This window comes from Betaproteobacteria bacterium (assembly GCA_009377585.1).
Taxonomy (GTDB): domain Bacteria; phylum Pseudomonadota; class Gammaproteobacteria; order Burkholderiales; family WYBJ01; genus WYBJ01.
The window spans coordinates 1-26,769 of record WHTS01000087.1 but is presented as its reverse complement, the minus strand read 5'-3'; the positions used below and the strand labels follow the sequence as shown (position 1 = coordinate 26,769).

At 64.7% G+C, this 26,769-nt stretch carries 14 protein-coding genes and 3 pseudogenes; 9 read left to right on the top strand and 8 right to left on the bottom strand.

Going from position 1 to position 26,769, the window contains the following annotated elements:
• From GEV05_22080 to GEV05_22045, 8 genes and pseudogenes are all read right to left on the bottom strand, one after another.
• Nucleotides 1-1,619 (bottom strand): AAA family ATPase (locus tag GEV05_22080; protein MPZ46021.1); only part of this gene is annotated, 1,619 nt, incomplete at its 3' end.
• Between the two features lie 224 nt (nt 1,620-1,843).
• Nucleotides 1,844-2,084: pseudogene (locus tag GEV05_22075) on the bottom strand (DUF433 domain-containing protein).
• Nucleotides 2,085-2,136: 52 nt separating this feature from the next.
• Complete coding sequence (locus GEV05_22070) at nt 2,137-3,324, bottom strand: AAA family ATPase (protein MPZ46020.1); 1,188 nt, start codon at nt 3,322-3,324, stop codon at nt 2,137-2,139.
• A gap of 78 nt (nt 3,325-3,402) precedes the next feature.
• Nucleotides 3,403-6,411, bottom strand: a pseudogene (locus GEV05_22065) (site-specific DNA-methyltransferase).
• Between the two features lie 8 nt (nt 6,412-6,419).
• Complete coding sequence (locus GEV05_22060; GenBank protein MPZ46019.1) at nt 6,420-7,022, bottom strand: ORF6N domain-containing protein; 603 nt, start codon at nt 7,020-7,022, stop codon at nt 6,420-6,422.
• A pseudogene (locus tag GEV05_22055) lies at nt 7,022-10,090 on the bottom strand (restriction endonuclease). Before GEV05_22055 ends, GEV05_22060 begins: the two are co-directional and overlap by 1 nt.
• 403 nt (nt 10,091-10,493) lie before the next feature.
• Complete coding sequence (locus GEV05_22050) at nt 10,494-11,465, bottom strand: tripartite tricarboxylate transporter substrate binding protein (GenBank protein MPZ46018.1); 972 nt, start codon at nt 11,463-11,465, stop codon at nt 10,494-10,496.
• A 129-nt stretch (nt 11,466-11,594) separates the two neighbouring features.
• A complete protein-coding gene (locus GEV05_22045; GenBank protein MPZ46017.1) occupies nt 11,595-12,473 on the bottom strand; it encodes an EamA family transporter in 879 nt (292 codons plus the stop codon).
• Nucleotides 12,474-13,070: 597 nt separating this feature from the next.
• Here GEV05_22045 and GEV05_22040 point away from each other — a divergent pair.
• The 9 genes from GEV05_22040 to GEV05_22000 all read left to right on the top strand — a co-directional run bounded on the left by GEV05_22040 (nt 13,071) and on the right by GEV05_22000 (nt 26,491).
• Complete coding sequence (locus GEV05_22040; protein MPZ46016.1) at nt 13,071-14,453, top strand: aminotransferase class III-fold pyridoxal phosphate-dependent enzyme; 1,383 nt, start codon at nt 13,071-13,073, stop codon at nt 14,451-14,453.
• Nucleotides 14,454-14,585: 132 nt separating this feature from the next.
• Nucleotides 14,586-16,307, top strand: a complete 1,722-nt coding sequence (locus GEV05_22035; protein MPZ46015.1) for an amidohydrolase family protein — start codon at nt 14,586-14,588, stop codon at nt 16,305-16,307.
• 204 nt (nt 16,308-16,511) lie between these two features.
• A complete protein-coding gene (locus tag GEV05_22030) occupies nt 16,512-17,297 on the top strand; it encodes an SDR family oxidoreductase (protein MPZ46014.1) in 786 nt (261 codons plus the stop codon).
• A 226-nt stretch (nt 17,298-17,523) separates the two neighbouring features.
• The gene (locus GEV05_22025; GenBank protein ID MPZ46013.1) at nt 17,524-18,771 is read left to right on the top strand and encodes an MFS transporter; all 1,248 of its coding nucleotides are present in this window, start codon (nt 17,524-17,526) and stop codon (nt 18,769-18,771) included.
• A 163-nt stretch (nt 18,772-18,934) separates the two neighbouring features.
• Entirely contained in the window at nt 18,935-22,741 is a 3,807-nt protein-coding gene (locus GEV05_22020; protein MPZ46012.1) for a nitrate reductase subunit alpha, read from the top strand.
• A 10-nt stretch (nt 22,742-22,751) separates the two neighbouring features.
• A complete protein-coding gene (gene narH / locus GEV05_22015; GenBank protein MPZ46011.1) occupies nt 22,752-24,275 on the top strand; it encodes a nitrate reductase subunit beta in 1,524 nt (507 codons plus the stop codon).
• 3 nt (nt 24,276-24,278) lie between these two features.
• Nucleotides 24,279-24,962, top strand: a complete 684-nt coding sequence (gene narJ / locus GEV05_22010; GenBank protein ID MPZ46010.1) for a nitrate reductase molybdenum cofactor assembly chaperone — start codon at nt 24,279-24,281, stop codon at nt 24,960-24,962.
• On the top strand, nt 24,959-25,693 hold the full coding sequence (gene narI / locus GEV05_22005; protein MPZ46009.1) for a respiratory nitrate reductase subunit gamma: 735 nt from the start codon (nt 24,959-24,961) through the stop codon (nt 25,691-25,693). Before narJ ends, narI begins: the two co-directional genes overlap by 4 nt.
• A 9-nt stretch (nt 25,694-25,702) precedes the next feature.
• Complete coding sequence (locus tag GEV05_22000; protein MPZ46008.1) at nt 25,703-26,491, top strand: peptidylprolyl isomerase; 789 nt, start codon at nt 25,703-25,705, stop codon at nt 26,489-26,491.
• Nucleotides 26,492-26,769 lie beyond the last annotated feature (278 nt).

Here is a 26,769-nt window from a genome sequence, read left to right as displayed (position 1 = left end):
GGCGTCGGACCGTTGAAGACCGAGACGGTGCCGCGCCGGCTTTCCTTGTTCCCATCGACATCGGCGACTTCCGCACCCAGCAGGCGATCGGCCTGCATCCGGATCTGGTGCGAGGTGCGGTAGTTGACGTGGAGGGTCCGCGAACGTCCGCGAACATCCACACCGAGCGACTTCCACGAGAACGGCTGCTGGAAGATGCGCTGGCCGAGGTCGCCCGCGAAAAGGAGCGCATTCGGACGACCGCCGCCCAGCGCCGCGAGAAAGCGCAGCTGCGCGACGCTAAGGTCCTGCGATTCGTCGACGACCGCGAAGTCGAACGCCGGGCGCTTGCGCTCGGTCGCATCCGCGGCGAGTCGACAGAACATTTCTGCTCGCGTTACCAGGTGCCGTGCCTTCAGGCGCACGCGCACGGACTCGAAGATTGCCCAAAGGGCGGCGCGGCGCTTCTCGGGCAGCCGCGTCTTGCGACCGAGCCGCTTCACGTCGCGATAAGCCTCCCAGGTGTCGAGCTGCCATGCGTCGACCAGCTCGTCCCACTCGGACAGCAGAAAGCCGCGACCCGCCTTCTCTCCGGCCGCTTTCGCTTCCTTTTCGATCGCGTCCTGGATTGCTTGCGATGATGCGATGTTCGGGTCACCGAAGCGCCGCTCGTACAGGCGCTCGCCGATCGCATCCATTGCATGGACTTCGATACGCTCGGCCAATCGCGGCTCGTTGCCCACCAGGCGCCGCAGTCTCGTGCGCAGTGCGTTGGCCAGCGTGTCGGAGAAGGTCGTGAGGAGCACCCGGCTCTCGTGATTCTTGCGCGCAAGGTAGACCGCGCGATGCAGTGCGACGATCGTCTTGCCGGTGCCTGCGGAACCCGATACGCGGGCGGGACCGCCATAGTCCCGCTCGACCCATTCGCGCTGGGCTGGATGCAGGAAGATCGTCCACTTGTCCCATGGGTAGGCGAGCGCCCGCTCGAGCTCGTCGACGTCGGTCATCACGCGGAAGCGGCGCTGCGCATCGGGGTGCTCGAATGGATCGGCACCTGCAGGCATCTTCGGACGCACGATCTGCGGCTGGCCGCCGGTCGCCAGTTCGAGCAGCGCTTCGGCGGCCTCGCTCGGCAGATGGGTGGCCAGTTCCAGCAGGCTGTCCTCGTCCGCCAGGCGTACGTCGGCGAGCCACTCGGACGGCACGCCGTAGCTCAACAGCGTTTCATCGGGGGTTTGCGCGAAAAGCAGTCGCTTGATCGCCGCCGGTCGCTCACGCTCGGCATACCTCGGCGCGGGGATCTCGACAACGCGCTCGCGTATCTCCACCAACTGGGCAGCGCCCGTCCTGGGGTGCGTTTCGAGCTTGCGCCGTTCAGCCCAGGCATACGCCTTGTCGTGGTGGTCGACGTAACACAGAAGCAGATCGGCGTGCGTCTTGTGGACGATCAGGCGAATGTCCCTGCCGGCGCGCACCGACCAGAAGTTCTTGTCCTTCGCCCGGTCGAGCTTGTGAAAGCTCATGCCGGGGTTGACGGGATTCATCTGCAGGTCGAACGCCGTCGTCTTGACGAGCTTCTGCTCCTCGCCGGTGAGGCGCGCGAGGCTGTCGGTGAAGGTGTCGGCGATGCGGAAGTTCATGGACACATGCAAGCCGGCTGCGAAGTGCCGGTCACGCGCCCATCATTGTCCGCGGGAAACGCCCGCGTCGGTTTGTCGAACAGCGGACGAAACCGAACGGTTATTGCTTTATTCGAGGTGTGACGGGTGGTCTCTGGCTCGAAACGCTCAGGGTCTCCTGACTCGCAGCTTATTGTCGGTCAAAACCGCAAAGCAACGAGCGAGCGAGTCCATCCCCTCGGATTTCATCCCAGCGAAGGGGCCGCTGGAAAGGGCAAGTCTTCCTCGGCTGAGGATGCGGCAAAGGCGATGATCGCACGCACCGCATCCTCATCGAGCGTAGGAAAATCCTTGACGATTTCCGCCGCGCTCATACCTTCTGCCAAGCTGGCCAGAACGGTCCGGAACCGTGACTCGCGTTCCCTTGATGACCGCTTCGCCGCCGCAGATTGCACGGTCTCGAACTATGTACTGCCTGTAATTCATGGCCATAGTGGGATTCCTTGCGAGAGTTACCCTGCGCACAAGACCCCGTCCACTAACGCCAATCGTCACCAGGCATGATTCGACGCATGAACTCGTCGAACAACGGCACCGTAAACGCCGTATCGCCGTGACTGGGACTCCATATCATGCCTTTGGCGATGAGCACGTTCCTGGTCGGTCCCAGCGAGGTTACCTTTCGTTTGAGTTGGTCAGCGATGTCGCCCGAACGGTGCGGCCCGGGGCCCAACTCCGCCATCGCCCTCAGATAGCGCTTCTCCAACGGCGTCAGTCGATCGAAGCGCACACGAAAAAAACTGGTATCGAGGGCCGCGATAGCAGACTCACCGGCCTGAGCCACATCACTGATCGTAATCGGAGATGCCTTCGCCGTATCCCAGGCGTGCTTACCCCATTCCTGGAGGAAATAGGGGTAGCGATGGGTCGCGCGCACTATGTTATCGAGCGCATCCTGGTTGACTTCGACGCCATTATCATTGGCTGGCTTACGAATCGCGACGGCCGCAGCATCGGCCGGGAGTGGGCCAATTTCGGGAAAGTCGAACAGCCGTTCGGCGTAAGATTTCGCGCGACCCATCTGACCCCGCAGTTGGGGCAGTCCGGCGCCGACGAGCACGACCGGTAATCGCCGCTGTGCACAGCGATGCAGGGCGGTTATCAGAGCGGCCAGCTGGTCCTCTTCAACGTACTGTAATTCGTCGATAAAGAGGACGAGCGCGGTGCCGCCTGCGTGCGCGGCAGCACCAGCCACTTCCAGCAACGCCTGCAAGTCATGTTCGAGGTCGCCGTTGTCTGCGAGACCCGGCTCCGGATCGAAATCAAGCCCTACTTCGATATCCTGATACTTGACCTTGAGCGCCTTCGCAAATCCCGCAAGACCTTTCAGAGCGCGTATGGAGAAGGCCTTCGCCTGCTCGATTCGAGATAGCCGCAGCAATGCCATGCGCAGTTGCGGCGCAAGAATCGCAGGCAAGGAGCGCGACTCGGGCGCCTCGACGCGGATCGTATGAAGTCCCGCAGCTTCCGCATCCTCCCGCATGCGATCCAAGAGCACAGTTTTCCCCACGCCTCTCAAACCCACCATAAGAATGCTTTTGGTAGGCAGCCCCAGGCGCACTCTTTCCAATGCTATCCGCACCAATTCGCGCAATTCGTCGCGCCCGGCCAGTTCGGGCGGCGGGGTCCCTGCGCCGGGCGCAAAAGGGTTGTTTACGGGGTCCATGCACGCGAGTTTATAGCGAAATTAGCGAGTTTACAAAGATTTTATAAACTCGCTAAACTCCGTATAAATCCCGCCTTGTCAGACTCCGAAGACCTTCATCACCTCGTCGCCGAGGTGGTTGATGACCTTCACCGCGATACGGCCCGATCCGGGCTTGGGGAACGGCCGCGAGGTGTCGCTGTTGAGCGTCGCCCAGGCGTCCACATCGATCTCGGCCTTGAGCGTGGTCTTGAGCGCGCTGTAAGGGTCGTTCGCGCCGAGGAAGTAGGCGTGGCGGACGAAGAAGCTCTCTTCGTTGTAATCGGTGTCGATGAACCAGCAGGCGATGCCTTCGGGGCCGTCGCTTCGGACTTCGCCGGTCTGCGGGTGGAAAACGTCGACGCCATTCACCTTGACTCGGATCGTATCGTCGGCCGCGGGCAGGATCGTGATGTCGGGCTCGCCGAAGATGACGAACAGGTTGCCCTTGCCGGTGTTCTTGAGATCCTCGGCCATGTGCAGGTCGGCGTTCATGCGCGCCTTGAGAACGGGAATGCGGCCGAGCTTGCTGAATTCGGTGGCGTGCGCCTCGTAGTTGAAGGCGCAGGCGATCAGCACGTCGAAATCGGCGTCGCTCGCCTCGCGCGCCGCCCGGACGAGATCGGGCCGAATGACCGTGCCGAACTCGGGGCCGATGAAGATTGCGGCGCGCTTCTCGACGCCGGTGCTGTTGCTGGATTCACTGCCGGCCGGTGATGCGGAGCCGCCTTCGATGTAGCGGCCCTCGGCGCACACGAGATCGCCCGGCCACGGCTTGAGCGACGTGAATACGATCCGGTCTTCCTTGTGCGCCTGCTGCACGCCGGCGGTCTTGAGGTTTTCCAGGATCATCTGCGCGAACGACTGCGCCTCGTTGTAGCCCGGGCGCGGCTCGCCGGCGCGATCGATCAGCTCGTCGTTCTCGTCGACGCCCAGCACGCGATGTGGCGACAGGCTCTCGACGGTGAACGGCCCGGCGACGCGCACCTTCTTGTTGTCGGTGTAGGGCTTGTCGTACAGATATTCGTACTCGGCCTTGGCGGCGATCGAGGCGTCGATTTCTTTCTGGCGTGCGATGCGCGCGGCCCACCAATCGGCGTGCAGCTTCTTCGCGCTATCGGACCATTTGGCATCCACCTCACGCGGAATTTCCCACTCCTCCCAAGCGTCATTCCCACGTGCGCGGGAACCGTCATTCCCGCGCACGCCCGACCTGTCATTCCCGCGCAAGCGGGAATCCAGGCTCTTCGCTTCTGGATGCCCGCCTTCGCGGGCAAGACGCCCGGGGACGGGGCCGACGGCCTGGTTCAGCTGCTCCCGCAGCGGCTCCAGCGTCGCCTGCCATTTCTCCCAGATGACGTCGATCTCGGCGTTGTTGGCGATCGACTTCAGCGTGATGTGCGGCACACGCTCGTAGACGAAGCCGTAGCGGATGTCGCCATGAACGGGTTGAGATGACGGCACGGTGCGCGTGACTTCGGCTTCCTTGATCTGGCCTTCGCGCGAATCGGCGAGCAGGTAGTACGGGTAGCGCGCGCCCATGACGCGCGAGCGAGCGAGTGCCAGCGCGACGCGCGACGTGTCGATCGTGATCCAGCGGCGGCCCCATTGCTCGGCGACGTAGGCGGTGGTGCCGGAGCCGCAGGTGGGGTCGAGGACGAGGTCGCCGGGGTCGGTCGACATCAAAATGCACCTCTGAACCACTTTAGACCCTGTCTGAACTACATATACCTTCTCTTCGGTGAACGACCCGGTACCCGTATCCGTCCAGCTTGCAGTCAACGGCGTAACAGGATAATCGTCGAGAAATCGAACGAAGCGTAGGCTGTTCTTTACGTTCTCAACGCGCCCCGCTTTCACAATTCGCGTCATTCCACCTTGCGTAGTGGACCAGCCCCTTCCGCCACCCGGTTCAAATTTGCGGCCTTCATTCTCAACAACGAAGTGCATTGCGGATCCAGGACCCGATGCGCGACCTTGCCGTTGTGAGGTCAGGTCGCCCAAACGATACGGGCGACCGTCTATCTGGCCTGTCGTGATCAGTTTCTCTCCTTCGACGTTGTTGATTGCTTCGCGCACCCCTTTCTCGCGCTAAATCCTGGGGAAAAGGAACGTGCCACTTGCCGCAAAATTTTTCTCCGCAAACAGCACGCGATACTTGAGGTGTTCCAGCGATTTTCCGTAGTGAAGAACGAAGTCAAACGGCGTTGCCAGAAACTCTGATGTCTGACTTGATGTTGTCTGAAACACAATTGTCGAGGCCCGATTCGATTCGCCAAATACTTCATCAAGCAACGCACGAACGCGATGCAGGTTCTCATCCCCAATCTGCACAAAAATCGATCCCGATTCTGCGAGCAAGTCACGCGCAATCGTGAACCGGTCACGCAAGTACGTTAAATAGCTGTGCGTGCCATCACGCCATGTGTCGCGAAACGCCTTCACCTGCTCGGGTTCGCGTGTGATGTGATCCGACTTACCGTCCGTCACAGATCTACTGGTCGTGCTCCACTGGAAGTTGCTGTTGAATTTGATTCCGTAGGGCGGATCGAAGTAGATGCACTGCACCTTCCCGCGCAGCCCCTCTCTCTCGGCGAGGCTCGCCATCACCTGCAGTGAATCGCCGAGAATCATCCGGTTCGACCAGTTCTGGTCGTGCTGGTAGAACTCGGTCTTGTCGACGTCCTTCGGGATGCCGTTGAAGTCGGAAAAGAGGTCGGGTTGCACACCAAAGCCCTCACCCCCTGCCCCTCTCCCGGGGGGAGAGGGGTGCTCTTTCGATTCGCGCAGCAGATCGTCGATCAGCGCCTTGGGATGCACCTTCTCCTGGATGTAGAGCGGCGGCGCGTGCACGACCAGGTCGCTCCAGTCCTGCTCGTCCTTGCCGCGCCAGACGAGCTGAGGGTCGAGGTCGCGGTTGCGCCGCTCGTACGCCACGCGCACCGGTGCCTCCTCGTTCTTCTGCATCACCGACTGGTACTCGGCGGTCGGGATGTTCCTGCGCTTCGCTTCGTCGTGCTTGAGCGCCTCGACACTCTTGGCGCTCTTGGCGGTCGCTTTTTTTGCCATGGGAGAACTCAGGTGATGAAGCCGATCGGCCGCTTCGGCCGCGCCTTGCGCGCGTCGTCGTCGGCGATGAGCTTCTTGATGGCGTCGAAGACCACGGCGAACTGCTCGTCGTACTTGTCTTCCATCGCCTCGATCCTGCGCGCCAGCTCGCGGTTGGAGTCCATCAGGCGGCGCAGCTGCACGAACGTGCGCATGATGGCGATATTGACCTCCACCGCGCGCGCCGATCGCAGAACGCTGGAGAGCATCGCGACGCCCTGCTCGGTGAAAGCATACGGGAGATATCGTCTACCTCCTCTGCCTTTTGAGGTCACAATTTGTGATCTCAAACCAGTCTTCCCGGGCGAACTCATCACAATTCGTGATGAATTTGGATGGTTCCCTGTCGATGCGGTCACGAGCCGTGACCGCATCGCGCCGTACTCCGCCGCGGATAAGCGGAACATGAAGTCTTCGGGGAATCGGCTTCGGTTACGCGCGACCGCCTGGTTCAGTACGCGCGCTTCCACGCCGTAGAGTGCAGCCAGGTCAGAATCGAGCAGCACGCGCTCGCTGCGAACAAGCACGACCAACGGGGCGAGATTCTCGGGCTTGGGCCTTGGCGCACGCATCAGGCGATCTCCCCCACCAACCTGTCGACCATCTTCTCGAACTCGCTTTCCACCTTCGCCTTGAAATCACTCTCGATGCGGTACACGTCGGTGAACTCGGCGAAGGCCCAGCGCCCGTGCGCGCCGAGGTGGTTCACGCCCGGCACCCAGTACGTCTCCATGGTCGCCTTCTTCTCCTTGGCGTCCTCGCGCCGGTAGCCCTTGATCTCGACGATCAGGTGGAGCGGATCGTCCTCGCCGTGGCCGTCCTCCACCAGCACGATGAAGTCGGGCAGATACCTGCGCATCTCCGAGCCGTAGCGGTAGGGCACCTCGAGCTCGAGATTGTGGTTCTTCACGTACGCCCGCACGCGCGGATGCGACTCGGCCACGCGGCAGAATTCGGCCTCCCAGTCGCTGTCCAGGATCACCCAGTCGACATGGCAGCGGCGCGGATCGGTCTCCCAGCGCAGCGTCTTCGAGGTGTTGAAGCGCACGTCCGCCGTGGTGCCGACCGGGTTGTAGGCATCGAGCACGGCCGTGATCGGCCGCTTGCCCTCCAGCGTGCGCGTGATGCCGGCCATGATGCGCTCGCAGGCCGTGTCCGCCAGCGTCTTATATTTCAGTTGCGCCGGATACGTGCCGCCCTTGCAGGTGAGGCAGGTATCGAGCTACTGGCGCGCGATGCGCTTGAGCTGGCCGAACAGATGCAGCTGCGGATCGCCGTTGGCATCGCGCCAGCGCGTCAGCAGCAGGTGCGAGGTCAATTCGTAAACGACCTGCGAGGGGCGCACGTCGCCGGTATGCACGAGGTTCAAATCCACCATCGCGCCGATGATGCCGGCGTTGCGCGTCTCGGTGGCCCCTACCAGCTCGGGCGTGAGCTCCAGCACCGAGTCGTCGTTGAATTCCGCGGCCAGCCGCTCCTCGGGCAGCTCGGTGCGATAGCCCTCGACTCGCGGGAAACAGATCTCCAGCGCATCGCGTTCCGGCCGCACCGCCTTCACCTGGATCGTCTCGCGCGGCGGCTGCGGTTTCGCGACGACGGGCTCGGCAGTGAAATCGAACGGGATGCCGAGCACGTCGGCGTACTCGACGTTGAAGAGATTTTCGTCGTTCAGGTCGTAGGACTGGCGGCGCAGCGCCCGGCCGATGACCTGCTCGCACAGCAGCTGGGTGCCGAACGCGCGTACGCCGAGCACGTGGGTGACGGTGTTGGCATCCCAGCCCTCGGTCAGCATGGAAACGGAAACGACGCAGCGGATGTCCGCGCCGAGCTGCCCACGCTTGCCGACGGTATTCATCACTTCCCGCAGCAGCGTCACGTCGTCCAGTTCCTTGCCCGCGCGCAAGTCGTCGGCCAGCTTGCCGCCGCGCTGCATGACTTCGTTGCGGAAGCGCGCGATCTCGTCGGCCGCCATCGCGCGGAAGTTGGCATCCAGCGCTTCGCCCGACTCCAGCTGCTCGCTGTCGATCAGCAGCGTCCTGGGCCGTGCCAACGGGTTCCCGTGTTCGTCGTGGTTTTGGAAGAGTTTCAGACGGCCGCTCACGAAAGCCGTCGAGCCGTCCTGGTTCCGGCGCTGGAAGCCGGAGACGTAGTCGTAGACCAGCTTGGAAGTCGCCGTGTTGTTGCAGACCACGATGAAGCACGGCGGCACCGAGACCTTCTTCTCCGCCCAGAGCGCGAACGTCTGCGCATAGTGACCGTAGAGTGCGTCCAGCGCCGTTTGCAGCTGCGGCGGCAGGTCCAGCGGATTCAGGGACTCCGCCTTGCCACGACCTTTTCTCGGCATCTTCGCGCGGATGTGTTCCCACAGGTTGCGGAACATCGGCATCTCGCCGCCGGGAATGTTGTCCGCGATCGGCACCCGCGGGAGCTTCACGATGCCGCACTCGATGGCGTCCATGAGCGAAAAGTCGCTCATCGTCCAGTGGAACAGGGTTCCCTCCGCATAGCCCGAGCCGCGCAGGAAGAACGGCGTCGCCGACAGGTCGATGACGCGCGCGGTCCCGAGCTTGCGGTTGACCGCTTCCAGCCCCGAGATCCACAGGCGGGAGGCTTCGTTGTTCTTCTCGGCTTCCTTGCGCTCGTCACCCTTCAGGCCCTCGTCGTCGTCCGCATCGGGCTTTTCGCGGTAGCAGTGATGCGCTTCGTCGTTGAGGACGAGAACATTCTTCATCCCCATCAGGTCGGGCATCACCCGCTGCAGCATCTGGCCTTCGCTTTCCAACGTGTTCAGCGCCTCGCCTCGCCCCTGCAGCAACGACCGGCCGCCCTTGGAGAGCTCGACGCGCTCGCGCAGCTTGAAGGCGTGGTAGTTGGTGATGACGATCTTGGCGCGCTTGATGTCCTCGAGCATGTCGCCGGGCACGAGCTCCCGGCTGGCATAGTAGGCATCGGGGTCGTTCGGCTGCAGCACGCGCAACCGATCCTTGATGGTCAAGCCTGGTGCGACGACGAGGAAGCCGCGCGTGAAGCGCCGGCTCTGAGGATGGCGGACGGCATTGACCGTCTGCCATGCGATCAGCATCGCCATGACCGTCGTCTTGCCCGCGCCGGTGGCGAGCTTGAGGGCCAGGCGCATCAAGCCGGGATTGGCGTCGTTGTTCGCGTTGGCGAGGTATGCAAGCAGATCCTCACCTACCTTGCCATACTGCGGCGCGACTTCGAACAACCAGATCGCGGTTTCGACCGCTTCGACCTGGCAGAAGAACGGACGGATGCTGCCGAAGTGGTGATGGCGCCAGTGCTGCAGCAGCCGCGCGGTCTCGGGCGTGACGCGCCAATTGGCGGGATTCGCAATCCGCCGCCACTGGTCGACCTCGCGCCGCACCGAACCGATGATCGCCGTATGGGCGTAGCGCTGGTCATCGGTCGAAAGGCCCTTGCCTTCGTCGAAGACGAGCGACTCCTGCTCGGCCGCGCCCTTGCGCTTCTTCGCCTTCGGGATCGGGGTGATGAAGTCGGCGCGGCGGCGCGATTCGACGACTTTCTGCGTCGGCTGGCCGTCCTTGTCGAGCTCCCAATGCCGCAAGGGGTACTCGTACGGCGAATTGAGGATCGGCTTTTCGAAGAAGCGATCGCTCACGCGAGCCATCCGGAGCCGGCAGCGCGACGCGTATCTGGACTGCGCGCATGCACCGTTGCATGCACGCGATGGTGCCTCCTCGTTGCCGTCGAATGAGTCGCAACCATGAGCCCCGGTCCCCCTGCGCGGAATGCTAGCACGTCGAGCGCAGCGTCGCGCTGCTGCGCCTGCAGCGCACGCTGCAACAAGGCGAGAAATTCATCCGACAGCGCGCGCAGGAGCAGCGCGCTGGCGATCACGAATGCGAGATCGAAGAAAACGCCCCGCCGGCGCGGCGGCAGCGGGCGATCCTTGGCAGTGTGGGCCGGGGCGCCTATCGAGCTACCCTGTCTGCTCGCTGCCGGTCCCGCTCCCCTGGACCAGAAGGGTCCCTGCGCTCATGCATTCGGGTCACGCCTGGAGATCAATCCACCTTCACCTTCGCCTCGCGCACGACCTTGCCCCACTTCTGCACTTCGTCGCGGATGAACGCGGCGAATTGCTCCGGTGTACTGGAGATCGCTTCGCTACCGTCGGCGGTGAAGCGCTCGCGCAAGTCGGGACTCGCGAGCACCTTGGCAAGCTCGGCATTGAGACGTGCGATCGCCTCCTTCGGCATGCCGACCGGGCCGACGACGCCGTACCAGTTCTCGACCGAGAAGCCGGGAATGCCGCTTTCGGCGACGGTCGGCACGTCCGGGAGCGCGGCCGCGCGCTTGACGCCGCTCGTACCGAGCGCCTTCAAGCGTCCGCTCTTGATGAGCGACACCGAGGGCGGAATGGAGCTGAAGTAGATGGTGATCTGGCCTCCGAGCAGATCGGTGAGTGCCGGCGCCGCGCCCCTGTACGGCACGTGCACCATGTCGAGCTTGCGCGCAACGCGAATCATCTCCACGGCCAGATGGCCTGACGTGCCGTTTCCCGGCGAGCCATAGGTAATGGCGCCCGGCTTCGCGCGTGCCATGGCGATCAAGTCCTTCACCGTGCGCGCCGGAAACGAAGGGTGGGACACCAGCACGAGAATCGCCGATGCGACCCGCGAGATCGGCGCGAAGTCCCTGGTGGAATCGTACGGCAGCTTGGGATAGAGCGCCGGCGCGATACCCATGTTGGCCAGCTGTCCGGTCGAAACATGGTAGCCGTCCGGCGGCAATTTCGCGGCGATCGACAGACCGATGGTGCCGCCGGAGCCGGGCCGATTGTCGATCACGATCTGCTGGCCCAGTGCTTCCGCGAGCTTTGCCGTGACCGTGCGGGTGGTGTGATATCGGTGCCGCCACCGGGCGGGAACGGCACGATCCAGCGGATGGGCTTCGCGGGATAGGTTTGGGCCGATGCAGCAGAAGCGGCCAGGGCTGCTACTGCAGTGGCGAGAATTCGTACTGAAAAGCGACATTGCATTTGGCTCGTTACCTCCGTTGTAGTGCGTTCATTCATTGCACTGAACGCGTATCTCCTTCCCTCACCCCCCGGCCCCTCTCCCGGAGGGAGAGGGGAGCCTCCGCCCCCTGCTGCGGAGCGCGAATCAACCCTTCTGCGATTGCGCGATCCACAACCCGCTGACGATCAGGATCGCGGAACCGACCCATACCCATCCGCCGGGCAGGTCGCCCCAGATCGCGTAGCCGAGGATCGCTGACCACAGAAGCGAGGTGTAGCGGAATGGCGCGACCACCGCCGCTCGCCCCAACCGCAACGACTCGATGATGAAGAAGTGCGCGCAAAAATTGACCGCGCCCGCGAGCAGATACCAGCCCCACTGCGCTGCCGATACCGGACTCCATCCCAGCAGCGCGCTGAACCCGGCGCCGACGACGATGACGAACGAGGACCAGAACAGAATCGACAGCGAGTTGTCGGTGCGGGCGAGAATGCGCGCGATGACATCGCGCACCGAGCTGAAGAACGCGGCGCCGACCGGGAGCAACAGTGTCCAATGGAAATCGGCGCTGCCGGGCCGGATGATGAACAGCATGCCGACGAATCCCAGAAACGTCGCCCCCCACAACGCCGAGTTCACGCGCTCGCCGAGCATCGGCGCGGACAGCAGCGCGATCAGGATAGGCGCGACGAACGTGATCGCCGTCACCGTCGGCAGCGGCAGCACGCTCAACGACCAGATGATGAAGAAACTCGAGACGAGGAATATGAGGCCGCGCACGAACTGGAGCGTCACGTTGTGCGGGCGTAAAACGGAAATGCCGGCGCCGCGCCAGACGAACGGCACCACGAACAGCAGGCAGGCCGCCTGGCGCAGGCACATCACCTGGCCCAGCGGATGCGATTGCGCAAGGTGCTTGGACACCGCATCGCTTACGAGCAGAAACGCCATGCCGGCGATCATCGCGAAGATGCCTTTCAATGGGCGCGATACGCCGGGGCTCACGGTGCCCGCAATCGACAATGCGACTCCTTCGTCATCCTTCGGCTGGCTACATCGGCATCGTGGCCGCCTTCATCGTGCTTCAGATGCCTGCGTCGGCACCGTGGCCACGCACGAAGCCCTCGGCCCGGACATCGTCGCCTGGCGCTTGCTACCAGCGCATCGGTCATCCGCTGCTTCGTTCTCGTCTTATTGCTTGGAGCGGCCTTCCGATCATAGACCGGCGTTGCGAACCACACCACCCCGGCGCTGCGCGCCACGTGGCCCGATGCGATGCAGCGCATCGGGCGTTCGCCGGCTCGGATGTGCGCAGGCACATCCTTCGAAACCCCGGCTTCACTCTCGTGAGAGGAGGGGATAAAACATGTTCCCCTCCTGCGAAGGAGGGGCGGGACGCGACGATGTCGCGGACGGGGTGGTCATCGCGCGGCTGAACCCATACCGCGCGCTTGAACCACGCCACCTGGTTCAACCACACCACCCCGGCGCTGCGCGCCACCCCTCCTCGTGAGAGGGGAGGAAGCTAACCTCCCGCGCTCGCCGCGCCGGGTTACGATATGTACTTCCACGCTGTTCGTTCGTACTACCACGCTGTTCGTTCCGACCCTGAGGTGTCCGATGTCCGACAAGACCGCCCGCGAATCGCTCATCCTCGGTACGTACCTCGAACGCACGCCGGGGTCCGCCCGCCGCCACGAGGAAGCCCGCTCGCTGTTTCCGAGCGGCATCGTGCACGACAACCGCCGCACCTGGCCCTATGGGCTCTACGTGACGCACGCGGCCGGCTCGCGCAAGTGGGATGTCGACGGCAACGAGTACGTCGACTACTACGGCGGCCACGGTTCGTTGCTGCTTGGCCACCAGCATCCCGATGTCGTCGCGGCCGCTCGCGCGCAGCTCGACAAGGGCATGCACTTCGCCGCCGGTCACGACCTCATGCTGCAATGGGGCCGCCTCATCCAGCAGTTGATGCCATCGATCGAGCGCATCCGCTTCACCGCCTCGGGCACCGAGGCGACCCACATGGCCATCCGGCTTGCGCGCGCATTTACAGGCAAACCCAAGCTGCTGCGCTTCGTCAGTCACTTCCACGGCTGGCACGATCATGTTGCCTTCGGCGTCAAGGAGCATCTGGATGGAACGCCGACGGTCGGGGTACTTTGCGACGTGGCGGACAACGTGATCATGGTGAAGCCGAACGACGTGGCGGCGGTCGAGCGTGTGCTCTCGGAGCGAAACGATATCGCCGCGCTCATCATCGAGCCCATCGGCGCCTCGTCGGGCGCCGTGCCGACGCCACCGGACGTGTTGAAACAGCTGCGCGAAGTCACGCGCCACCGCGGCGTGCTGCTGGTATTCGACGAGGTCGTCACAGGCTTTCGCGTCGCACCCGGCGGCGCGCAAGGTCTCTACGGCGTGAAGCCGGATCTCACCACGCTGGCGAAGATCGTCGCGGGCGGCATGCCCGGAGGCGCGGTCGGCGGGCGCAAGGACATCCTCGACTGGCTCGACCACGAAGCTTCGTCCGCCGCCGGGCGCGAGCGCATCGCGCACGAAGGCACGCACAACGCGCATCCGCTGAGCGCGGCTGCCGGTATCGCCACGCTCGAGCTCATCCGCGACACCGACGCGTGCGAGCGCGCCAGTGCAACCGCGGCCCGTCTGCGCGCAGGCTTCAACGAAATCCTGGAAGACGAAAACGTGCCATGGGCGGTGTACGGCGCGCATTCGTTTTTCAACTTCTACACCAACCCGGACAACCGGCCGCTGCGCCCGACGAGCTTCGATGCGCAAGGCCTGGCGCTCGAGTGGTTCAAGTCCGACAAGCGCGAGAGCCTGCTGGCCAAGATGCGCCTGGGCATGCTCGTGCACGGGATCGATTTGAAGGGCTGGCGCGGCGGCATCGTATCGGCCGCGCATACCGATGCCGACATCGAATGGACGCTGGATGCCTGGCGCAAGACCTTGCGCACGTTGAAGGCCGAGGGCGATCTTGTGTGATGTGAATAATGGCTTAGGAAGAATTCCGCATGCTGGACGCGACTGCGCCGGGCAATCCGCTCGCAGCGAGCGCTACTGGCTACACGACGCCTGCAGGAGTAGATTGCAGGCATCCACAGAAGGATGCCTCACATGCACGATCTGGTCATCAAGGGCGGTGCTATCGTCGACGGCACCGGGCGGCCGAAATTCACCGGCGATATCGCCGTCGACGCAGGCGTGATCGCGCAGGTCGGCGGCACGGCCGCACCGGCGCGCCGCGTGATCGATGCGAGCGGCGCGTTGGTTACGCCCGGATGGGTCGACGTGCACACTCACTACGACGGACAAGCGACGTGGGACCCGGTGCTTGCGCCGTCCTCCTGGCATGGTGCGACCACGGTCGTCATGGGCAATTGCGGCGTCGGCTTCGCCCCGGTGCGCCCGCAGCATCGCGAGGCCGTGATCGAGCTCATGGAGGGCGTCGAGGATATTCCCGGCATCTGCCTGCACGCGGGCTTGAAGTGGGACTGGGAGACCTTTCCGCAATACCTCGATGCGCTCGAGCGGCTGCCGCGCGCGATCGACATCGCCGCGCAGCTTCCGCACCACCCGCTGCGCGTATACGTCATGGGCGAGCGGGCGATACGCCACGAAATGGCAAGCGCCGACGATATCGCCGCGATGCAGGTGCTCGCCGAGCAAGCGCTGCGCGCGGGCGCATTCGGCTTCACCACCTCGCGTACCGAATCGCATCGAACGACGCGGGGCGAGCAGGTGCCGGGGCGCTATGCGGCGAAAGACGAGCTGAAGGGCATTGGTACGGCGCTGGGCGCCGTCGGCCGCGGGGTCTTCGGCATGCTGAGCGATTTCGACGACGAAGCCGCCGAGTTCGATTGGATCACCGAGGTGGTGAGAACCTCGGGGCGGCCGCTATGGTTTCTGCTCACCGACCGCGCGAGCGATCCGGAGCGCTGGCAGCGGCTGATGGCCGGCACCCGACGCGCGCGCGCCGGCGGCGCTTCGGTGACGGCGCAAGTGGCCGGGCGCCCGGTGGGCCTGATCCTCGGGCTCACCAACACGCTCAATCCGTTCATGGCCCGGCCGAGCTTCGCGGCATTGAACGGGCTCTCGCACGCCGAACGACTTGCCCGGTTGCGCGATCCTGAGGTGCGCGAACGCATCCTCGCGGAGGCAACCGCCGACACGCTGCTCGCCTCGGTGCCGCCGATCCAGCGCAGCATGGCCACGCGCTGGGACCGCATGTACGTCCTCGGCGATCCGCCCAATTACGAGCCCGATGCCTCCGCCAGCATCGCCGCGATGGCGCAGCAGGCGGGCCAGTCGCCGCAAGCGTTCTGCTACGACTACCTCGCCGCTGAAGACGGCACCCGCATGCTGTTCTTTCCGGTCACCAACTACGTGCACGGCGACATGGGTGTGGTGCACAGCATGCTCACCGATCCGGCCACGCTGCTGGGCTTGGGCGACGGCGGCGCGCATTGCTGCGTCATTTGCGATTCGAGCATTCCCACCTTCATGCTCACGCACTGGGTGCGCGATCGCACCCGAGGACCGCGCCTGCCGCTGGAGTGGGTGGTCAGGCGACAGACGAGCGAGAACGCCGGCTACTTCGGATTCTCCGACCGCGGCCAGCTCGCGCCCGGCATGAAGGCGGACTTGAACGTGATCGACTTCGAACGGCTGCGCCTGCACCCGCCCAAGCTCGTGCACGACCTGCCGGCCGAGGGCAAGCGCCTGGTGCAGCAGGTGGATGGCTACGAGGCGATCGTCGTTTCCGGCGAGCCGGTATTCGAACGCGGCGTGGATACTGGGGCACGGCCCGGCAAGCTGGTTCGTGCCGGGGCGCGCTGAGCGTCGGGACCGGATCGACCACCCCGTCCGCGACACTGTCGCGTCCAGCCCCTCCTCGACGAGGAGGGGAGCCGTACAAATTTTCCCTCCTGACGAGGAGGGGCTGGACGCGCAAGGCGCGGACGGGGTGGTCATGCAGCAACGCACGCTCGCCCACCTCGAGGTTATGATGACCGCCTGACGAATCGATCGAAGGAGGCGCGCGTGGAACTCGGACTCGAAGGCAAGGTCGTCCTCATCACCGGCGGCAGCAAGGGCATCGGGCTCGCCTGTGCGCGTGCATTCGCAGCCGAAGGCGCGAAGGTCGCGATCGCGTCGCGCAGCCAGGAAAACCTGGGCCGGGCGCGGGAGGAACTGAAAAAGGAAGGCGTGGAGGTTTTCGCGGTCGCGGCCGATCTCACCCAGGCAGAGACCGCGACCGCGATGGCCGCGGCGACCGAAAAGGCGCTGGGTCCGATCGATATCCTGGTCAACTCGGCCGGCGCGGCGAAACGCCATTCGATGGACCAATACGACTCCCACGCCTGGCACCACGGCATGGAATCCAAGTTCTTTCCCTACGTGCACGCGATGGACGCCGTGCGCGGCTCGATGGTCGAGCGCAAGAAGGGCGTGGTCGTGAACATCGTCGGCACCGGCGGCAAGCGCGCGCAGCCCACGCACCTCGCGGGTGGCGCGGCCAATGCGGCGTTGATGCTGGTGACCGTCGGGATGGCGAACGCGCTCGGACGGCACGGCATACGAGTGAACGCGATCAATCCCGCGTCGACCTATACCGGGCGCGTCAAGCAGGCGCTCGTGCTGGAAGCGAAGGAAAAGAAGATCAGCGAAGAGGAAGCCTTGAAGCGCCTGGAGGCCGCGATTCCGTTCGGCCGTTACGGGCAGCCGGAGGAGGTCGCCGCCGTTGCCGTGTTCCTCGCCTCCGACAAGGCGAGCTACGTGAGCGGCGCGGTAATCCCGATGGACGGAGCCGCCACGCCGATCATCTAGTATGGTGCAACGTAAATGCATAGGGTCAGGTCTTGCGTCTTGCACGGCAAGAATCAAGACCTGACAACGAGACCTGCTCCCGTCTCGCGTCTTGCCGCACGCACTGCAAAACGCGAGACCTGATTCCAAGACGCCACTCGGTTGCGCAGGCGAGCTCGCGCGCATCCTGCCTGCCTCGCGCCCGCGCATCCTTCTCCGCTGTTCGTTCCGGAACACGAGGGTTGCCATGTCGAATCCGCAGCATCCGAAAGCGTACGCGGTCCTTTACTCCAGCACATTCGCATTCATGGTGTGCTTCGCCGTATGGATGATGTTCGGGGTGATCGGGATACCGATCCAGAAGGCGCTGGTGCTGAACAATGCCGAGCTCGGTTTGCTCATGGCCACGCCGGTTCTGCTCGGCGCGGTGATGCGCCTGCCGCTGGGCATATGGACCGACCGTTTCGGCGGTCGAATCGTGATGACGGTGCTGTTGCTTGCCGCCGCGCCACCGGTGTACCTGGTGAGCCATGCGACGCAATACTGGCAGTTGCTTGCAATCGGGTTGGTGCTCGGCGTGGTCGGCGCTTCCTTTGCGGTCGGCACGCCCTACTGCGCGCGCTTCTTCGCGCCGGAGAAGCGCGGCTTCGCCATGGGCTTCTTCGGCGCCGGCACGATCGGTGCCGCGCTCAACATGTTCGTAGCGCCGCGGCTGATCGAAGCCTACGGCTGGCCGATGGTACCGAAGGTGTACGCCCTCGCGCTGATCGTGACGGCGGCGATGTTCTGGCTGGTGAGCGCGCCCGACCCGGGCGCCGGCGCCGCGAACGCTCCGAGCCTGCGCCAGCAACTGCGCGTGCTCCAGGACTGGCGCGTGTGGCGGCTTTGCCAATACTACTCGCTCACCTTCGGCGGCTTCACCGCGCTGTCGCTGTGGATGCCGCAATACTACACACAGGAGTACGGCTTCGACGTGAAGACCGCGGGCTTGCTGGCGATCGCCTTCGCATTGCCGGCGGGCATTCTGCGCGCACTGGGCGGCTGGCTATCCGACCGCCGCGGCGCGCATGCCGTCACCTGGTGGGTGCTGTGGGCGGCCTGGATCACGCTGTTCGTGATCTCGTATCCGCCGACCGAGCTTGTAGTGAAGACGATCGACGGAGCGGCCAGCTTTCATCTGGGCTGGAGTCCGCAGTGGTTCACGCTGCTGCTGTTCGCGCTCGGCGTGGCGCTGGCATTCGGCATGGCCTCCACGTTCAAGTACGTGAGCGACGAGTTTCCGCACAATCTCGGCGTAGTCAGCGGCATCGTCGGCCTCGCCGGCGGTATCGGCGGATTCCTGCTGCCGATCCTGTGGGGCTTCGTGCTCGACCTGACGCGGATCCGCTCGAGCTGCTTCATGCTGCTCTACGGCGTCGTCTGGGTCTCCCTCATCCTGATGTATTTCACCGAAGTGCGCAAAGCGCGTCTGGTCGAGCACGTGGTGCCGACGTGAGCGTTCGACACGCTCGATGAATCGCGGCGGCCTCGCACCCGATCGGACGCGAGCCGCTTCCGCCGCGGGCTGCGGGTGGACATCGCCGTCCGACGGATTTAAGCTGAGCTCGCCGCAGGGATCACGCTCCCGCCGGCTTCTGTTTCGCTCGTCAAGGTGACGCATGAGCCACTTCCTCGATCGCCTCAAATATTTCTCCAACCCGAAGGAAAGCTTCGCCGACGGCTTCGGCCGCACCAACGGCGAAGACCGCACCTGGGAAGACGCCTACCGCAACCGCTGGGCGCACGACAAGATCGTGCGCTCCACCCACGGCGTCAACTGCACCGGCGCGTGCTCGTGGAAGATCTACGTCAAGGGCGGAATCGTCACCTGGGAAACCCAGCAGACCGACTATCCGCGCACGCGCTGGGACATGCCCAATCACGAGCCGCGCGGCTGTTCGCGCGGCGCGAGCTACAGCTGGTATCTCTACAGCGCGAATCGGCTGAAGTATCCGCTGGTGCGCGGCCGGCTGCTGCGGAGTTGGCGCGAAGCGCGCGCAACGCTCGGGCCGGTGGCTGCCTGGGCGTCGATCGTGCAGAACGAGGCGAAGCGGCGCGACTACCAGAAAATTCGCGGCCTCGGCGGCTTCGTGCGCTCGAGCTGGGACGAGGTCAACGAGATCATCGCCGCGAGCAACGTCTACACCATCGGCAAGCATGGCCCCGACCGGATCGTGGGGTTCTCGCCCATCCCCGCCATGTCGATGATCAGCTATGCAGCGGGCACCCGCTACCTGAACCTGATCGGTGGCGTGAGCCTGAGCTTCTACGACTGGTATTGCGACCTGCCTCCGAGCAGCCCGCAAGTATGGGGCGAACAGACCGACGTGCCCGAATCGGCCGACTGGTTCAATTCCAGCTACATCATCGCCTGGGGCTCCAACGTGCCGCAGACCCGCACGCCGGACGCCCACTTCTTCACCGAGGTGCGCTACAAAGGCACCCGGACGGTGGCGGTGACGCCCGATTATTCCGAGGTCGCCAAGCTGTCCGATCTGTGGCTGCACCCCAAGCAGGGCACCGACGCGGCCATGGCCATGGCCATGGGCCACGTGATCATGAAGGAGTTCTATTTCGAACGGCGCAGCGCCTACTTCGACGAATATGCGCGCCGCTACACCGACCTGCCGATGCTGGTGCGGCTCCGCAGCCACACGCTGCCGGACGGGCGCACGATCACGGTTCCCGATCGCTACCTGCGCGCCTCGGACTTCGAGGACGGCCTCGGCACCGCCAACAACCCGGAGTGGAAGACGGTCGCCTTCGACGCGACCGGCAACGTGGTGCTGCCGCACGGCGCGATCGGCTTCCGCTGGGGACCCGACGGCCGCGCCGACGAGCGCCAATGGAACCTCGAGGCGAAGGAAGCGCAACATGGCCGCGATGTGAAGTTGAGGCTGTCGCTGCTCGAAGGCGACAGCCCGAGCAGCGACACGGCGCAGGTGGGCTTTCCTTACTTCGGCGGGATCGAGCACGCGCACTTCCCCAACAACGTGCAGAGCGACGTCATGGTGCGTACCGTGCCCGTGCAGCGGCTGACGCTCGGCGGCGCCGGCACGCAGCACGAAGTGCTGGTCGCCACGGTATTCGATCTGCAGGCTGCCAACTACGGCGTGGCGCGTGGCCTCGCAGGCGAGCAGGCTGCGCGCAGCTACGACGAGGACGTGCCCTACACGCCAGCGTGGCAGGAGCGCATCACCGGCACGCCGCGCGGCCAGGTGATCGCCGTGGCGCGCGAGTTCGCCGACAACGCGGACAAGACCCAGGGCCGCTCGATGGTGATCATCGGCGCCGGCATGAACCACTGGTACCACTGCGACATGAACTACCGCGGCATCATCAACATGCTGATGCTGTGCGGCTGCATCGGCAAGAGCGGTGGCGGCTGGTCGCATTACGTGGGCCAGGAGAAGCTGCGCCCGCAGACCGGCTGGACCGCGCTCGCCTTCGCGCTCGACTGGATCCGGCCACCGCGGCAGATGAATTCGACCAGCTTCTTCTACGCCCACACCGATCAGTGGCGCTACGAGAAGCTGGCGATGGAGGAGGTGCTCTCGCCGCTGGCGCCGCAGGGCGAAGCGGGCAAATCGTATCGTGGCGCGATGATCGACTACAACGTGCGCGCCGAACGCATGGGGTGGCTGCCCTCGGCGCCGCAACTGCAGACCAATCCGCTGCAAGTGGTGCGCGATGCCCGGGCCGTCGCCGTCGATCCGGTGGACTACGTGGTGAAGGGCCTGAAGGACGCCTCGCTGAAGATGAGCTGCGAAGACCCCGACCATCCGGACAACTGGCCGCGGGTGATGTTCGTGTGGCGCTCCAACCTGCTCGGCTCCTCGGGCAAGGGCCACGAGTACTTCCTCAAACACTTGTTGGGCGCCGTCCACGGCGTGCAGGGCAAGGACCTCGGCGCCGACGATGCCAAACCCGAGGAAGTGCAGTGGCACGCGCAAGCCCCGGAAGGCAAGCTCGATCTGCTGGTGACGCTGGACTTCCGCATGAGCACGACCTGCCTGTATTCGGACATCGTGCTGCCGACCGCCACCTGGTACGAGAAGAACGATCTCAACACCAGCGACATGCATCCGTTCATCCACCCGCTGTCGACCGCCGTCGACCCGGCCTGGCAATCGAGAAGCGACTGGGAGATCTACAAGGGCATTGCCCGCAAGTTCAGCGACGTGTGCGCCGGCCACCTGGGCGTGGAGCAGGAGGTCGTGCTCACGCCGCTCATGCACGACACGCCGGGCGAGCTCGGCCAGCCGTTCGAGGTCAGGGACTGGAAGAAGGGCGAGTGCGAGCTGATTCCCGGCAGGACCGCGCCGCAGATCGCCGTCGTCGAGCGCGATTACCCGAACGTCTACAAGCGCTTCACCGCGCTGGGCCCGCTGCTGGCGAAGATCGGCAACGGCGGCAAAGGCATCGGCTGGAACACACAGACCGAAGTGCGGCAGCTCGGCGAGCTGAACGGCCTGGTCAGCGACGAAGGCGCGACCCTCGGTATGCCGAAGATCGAAACCGATATCGACGCCTGCGAGGTCGTGATGATGCTCGCGCCCGAGACCAACGGTCACGTGGCGGTCAAGGCCTGGGAGGCGCTGTCCGGCAAGACCGGTCGCGAGCACACACACCTGGCGCTGCATCGCGAAGACGAGAAGATCCGTTTTCGCGACATCCAGGCGCAGCCGCGCAAGATCATTTCGTCGCCGACCTGGAGCGGAATCGAGTCCGAGACGGTGTCGTACAACGCCGGCTACACGAACGTGCACGAGCTGATCCCGTGGCGCACGCTCACCGGGCGCCAGCAGTTCTACCAGGATCATCCGTGGATGCGCGCCTTCGGCGAAACGCTGGCTTCCTACCGGCCGCCGGTCGACCTGAAAGCCACCGCAGCCATCCACAACACGCGCTCCAACGGCAATCCGGAGATCCTGCTCAACTTCATCACCCCGCACCAGAAGTGGGGCATCCACTCGACCTACAACGACAACCTGATGATGCTCACGCTCAATCGCGGCGGCCCGGTGATCTGGATCAGCGAAGACGACGCGAAGCGCGCCGGCATCGTCGACAACGACTGGATCGAGCTGTTCAACCTGAACGGCGCGCTCTCGGGGCGGGCGGTCGTAAGCCAGCGGGTGCTGCCGGGCATGGCGATCATGTACCACGCACAGGAGAAGACCATCAACATGCCGGGCTCTGAGATCACGGGCACCCGCGGCGGCATTCACAACTCGATGACCCGCACCGTGCTCAAACCCACCCACATGATCGGTGGCTACGCGCATCTCTCCTACGGCTTCAACTACTACGGCACCATCGGCACCAATCGCGACGAGATCGTGGTCGTCCGCAAGATGCGTACGGTGGATTGGCTGGATACGCCGGCCAGCACCGAGCCTGCGCTCGATGCGCAACAGGCTTGAGGAGAAGTCGATGAAAGTACGCGCCCAGATCGGCATGGTCATGAACCTGGACAAGTGCATCGGATGCCATACCTGCTCGGTGACCTGCAAGAACGTCTGGACCAGCCGCCCCGGCGTGGAGTACGCCTACTTCAACAACGTCGAGACCAAGCCCGGCATCGGCTACCCCAAGGAATGGGAGAATCAGCAGAAGTGGAACGGCGGCTGGGTGCGCAAGGCCAACGGCAAAATCGAGCCGCGCCAGGGCGCACGCTGGAAGCTGCTGATGAAGATCTTCGCCAACCCCAACCTGCCCGAGATCGACGACTACTACGAGCCCTTCACCTTCGACTACGACCACCTGCAGTCGGCGCCCGAAATGAGCGCCGCGCCGACCGCGCGCCCGCGCAGCCTGATCACCGGCAAGACCATGGAGAAGATCGTCTGGGGGCCGAACTGGGAGGAAATCCTCGGCGGCGAGTTCGAGAAGCGCAGCCAGGACCGCAACTTCGACGACATCCAGAAGGAAATCTACGGTCAGTTCGAGAACACCTTCATGATGTACCTGCCGCGGCTGTGCGAGCACTGCCTGAATCCCTCGTGCGTAGCCTCGTGCCCGTCGGGATCGATCTACAAGCGCGAGGAAGACGGCATCGTGCTGATCGACCAGGACAAGTGCCGCGGCTGGCGCATGTGCGTCTCGGGCTGCCCGTACAAGAAGATCTATTACAACTGGCAGTCGGGCAAGGCCGAGAAGTGCACCTTCTGCTACCCGCGCATCGAGAGCGGCCAGCCCACGGTGTGCTCGGAGACCTGCGTCGGGCGCATTCGCTACCTGGGCGTGCTGCTCTACGATGCCGATCGCATCCAGGAGGCTGCGAGCGTCGAGCGCGACCGCGACCTGTACCAGGCGCAGCTCGACATCTTCCTCGATCCCAACGATCCGGAGGTGATCGAGCAGGCGCGCGCCGATGGCGTTCCGGACGCCTGGATGGCCGCCGCGCGCAGGAGCCCGACCTACAAGATGGCGGTGCAGTGGAAGGTGGCGCTGCCGCTGCACCCGGAATACCGCACGCTGCCGATGGTCTGGTACGTGCCGCCGCTCTCGCCCATCAGCGCGGCCGCCAACGCCGGCCATGTCGAGGCCAACGGCGAAATTCCGGACGTCAACCAGCTGCGCATCCCGGTCAAGTACCTCGCCAACCTGCTCACCGCCGGAGACACGGCGCCCGTGGTGCGCGCGCTCGAACGCATGCTCGCCATGCGCGCCTACCAGCGCGACAAGCACGTCGAGGGCCGCGTCAACAGCGCCGCGTTGAAGCAAGTGGGGATGACCGAGCTGGAAGTGGAAGCCATGTACCGCCTGATGGCCATCGCCAACTACGAGGACCGCTTCGTGATCCCGAGCACGCACCGCGAGTACGCGGAGAATACCTTCGACCTGCGCGGCGGCTGCGGCTTCTCCTTCGGCAACGGCTGCTCCGACGGCGAGAGCACGGTGAGTCTCTTCGGCGGCACGAAGAAGCGCACCATCCCGATCAAGGCGCAGGTTTGAGCTATGTCCATTGCGAATGCTTCCCTGAGCTTGCGGGTGCTCGCACGCCTGCTCGCTTACCCCGATGCCGAGCAGCGTAGTCACTTAGCCGAGATGCGCGCGGCGCTGCGCAGCGAACGCGCCCTCGCCCCCGCACGCCTGACGGAAGTGGAGGCGCTGATGGATGCGCTTGCGAGCGCCGACCCGCTCGATACCGAGGCCGCCTACGTGCAGCTGTTCGACCGCGGCCGCAGCACCTCGCTGCACCTGTTCGAGCACGTGCACGGCGAGTCGCGCGATCGCGGCCCGGCGATGATCGATCTGGCGAAGACCTACGACGCGGCCGGACTCTATCTCGCGCCCGGCGAGCTGCCCGACTACCTGCCCGTGGTCCTCGAATTCGTGTCCACGCAGCCGCCGCGCGAGGCGCGCGCGTTCCTGGGCGAGATGGCGCATCTCCTGAACGCCCTCTTCAGCGCCCTGCATCAGCGCCAGAGCGCGTACGCCAGTGTGATCGGCGCGCTTCTGGAGTTGGCCGGCGAAAAGGCTCAGCCCGTGAAGCTGGCGCCCGAGGAGCCGCTCGACGCCAGCTGGATCGAGCCGCCGGCGTTCGAAGGCTGCTCGGTCAAGGGCCAGGCGAAACCCGGCGAGCCGCAACCGATCCGCATCCTGCGCAAGACCGACACCACGCGAGGAGTGCCTTCATGAGCACGATTCACGCCTTTCTGTTCGAGGTCTACCCCTATGTCTGCTTTACGGTGTTCCTCGTCGGGAGCCTCATCCGCTTCGACCAGAGCCAGTACAGCTGGAAAAGCGACTCTTCGCAGATGCTGCGCAAGGGCAGCCTGCGCTGGGGCAGCAACCTGTTCCACGCGGGCATCCTGTTCCTGTTCTTCGGCCATCTGTTCGGCTTGTTCACGCCGCATGCGGTCTATGGCATCTTCATGAGCGCGGCCACCAAGCAGATGCTGGCCATCGTGGCGGGCGGAATCGCCGGCGCGGTATGCTTCGTCGGCTTGTCCCTGCTGATCCATCGCCGCGTCTTCGATGCGCGCATCCGCGCCACCAGCCACCCCACCGACCTTGCCGTTCTGGTCGTGCTGTGGGTGCAGCTCGTGGTCGGTCTCATCACGCTGCCCTACTCGTGGCAGCACGCGGACGGCAGCACGATGCTGGTGCTGGCCGACTGGGCGCAGCGCATCGTCACGTTGCGGCCGGTGGACTCCACGGCACTCGCCACCCTGCCATGGCCCTACCTGTTCCACGTCGTGCTCGGCATGACGATCTTCCTGCTGTTTCCCTTCAGCCGCCTGGTGCACGTGTGGAGCGGCTTCGCCGCCATCGGCTATCTTTTTCGGCCGTACCAGGTGGTGCGCAGCCGGCGCCTGAACGTGCCCCCGGATCACAACCGGCCGCCTCAGCGCGGCGCAGGGGTCTGAGCATCGACCATGTCGACCGATATGCCCGTCGCTGCACCCATCGCGCACATCAACGGCGTGGCGCTCAATGCGCCCGGAGAAGCGCTGGCGCCCGAGGCGTTGCGCCAGCGCGCCTGCACGGAGCTGCTGCGCCAGGCCGCACAACGCGCGGGTCTGCTGGACGCCGCCGATGCGACCTCTGCCGACGGCGTGATCAGCGAAGCGGCAAGCGATGCCATCGATGCGCTGCTCGCGCAAGCGCTGCAGATTCCCGAGCCGTCCGAAGACGCGTGCCGGCGCTACCATGCTGCGCACGAGGCGGCTTACCGCACTGGCGAGCGCGTGCGCATACGCCACGTTCTGTTCGCGGTGACGCCGGGCGTCGACGTCGTGGCGCTACGCAAGCATGCGGAATCCGTTCTGCTGAACGTCCGCTGCGATGACGGTCAGGCCGCCGATGGCTTCGACGCTGCCGCGCGCAAGTGGTCCAACTGCCCCAGCGGCGAACGCGGCGGCGACCTTGACTGGATCGGCCCCGGCGATTGCGCGCCGGAATTTGCGCGCGAGCTGTTCGGCCGTGTGGAGGTTGGCGTGCTGCCGCGCCTGGTGCACAGCCGCTTCGGGCTGCACGTGGTGGAGGTGCTGGCGCGCGAGCCGGGCGTGGCGCAGCCCTTCGAGTCGGTGCGCGGCGCGGTGCTGGGCGCGCTGCGCCAGCAGGCGTTTGTAACGGCTCTGCGCCAGTACCTGCGCGTGCTGGCCGGCGAAGCGACCGTGGAAGGCGTGGATCTCGATGCGGCCGCTACCCCGCTCGTGCAGTAGGGGCGCCGCAACCCAGCCGCGCGGACCGGCGGCCCCGGATACGCGCCTACAAGCCGCTTCGCCGTAGGGATGCTCTGAAAAACGTCATTCCCGTGAAAACGGAAATTCAGGATGCACTTGAATTCGCTGGACTCCCGCGTGCGCGGGAGTGACGTCAGAATAGGCTAATTAGAGGTTCCATAGAGCCTGGAAGCTCGACTGCCTGGATCCCGCATGCGCGGGAATGACAGGGCTACACCGTTCCGGCCATCCCGCCGTCCATGTTGATGCTGGTGCCG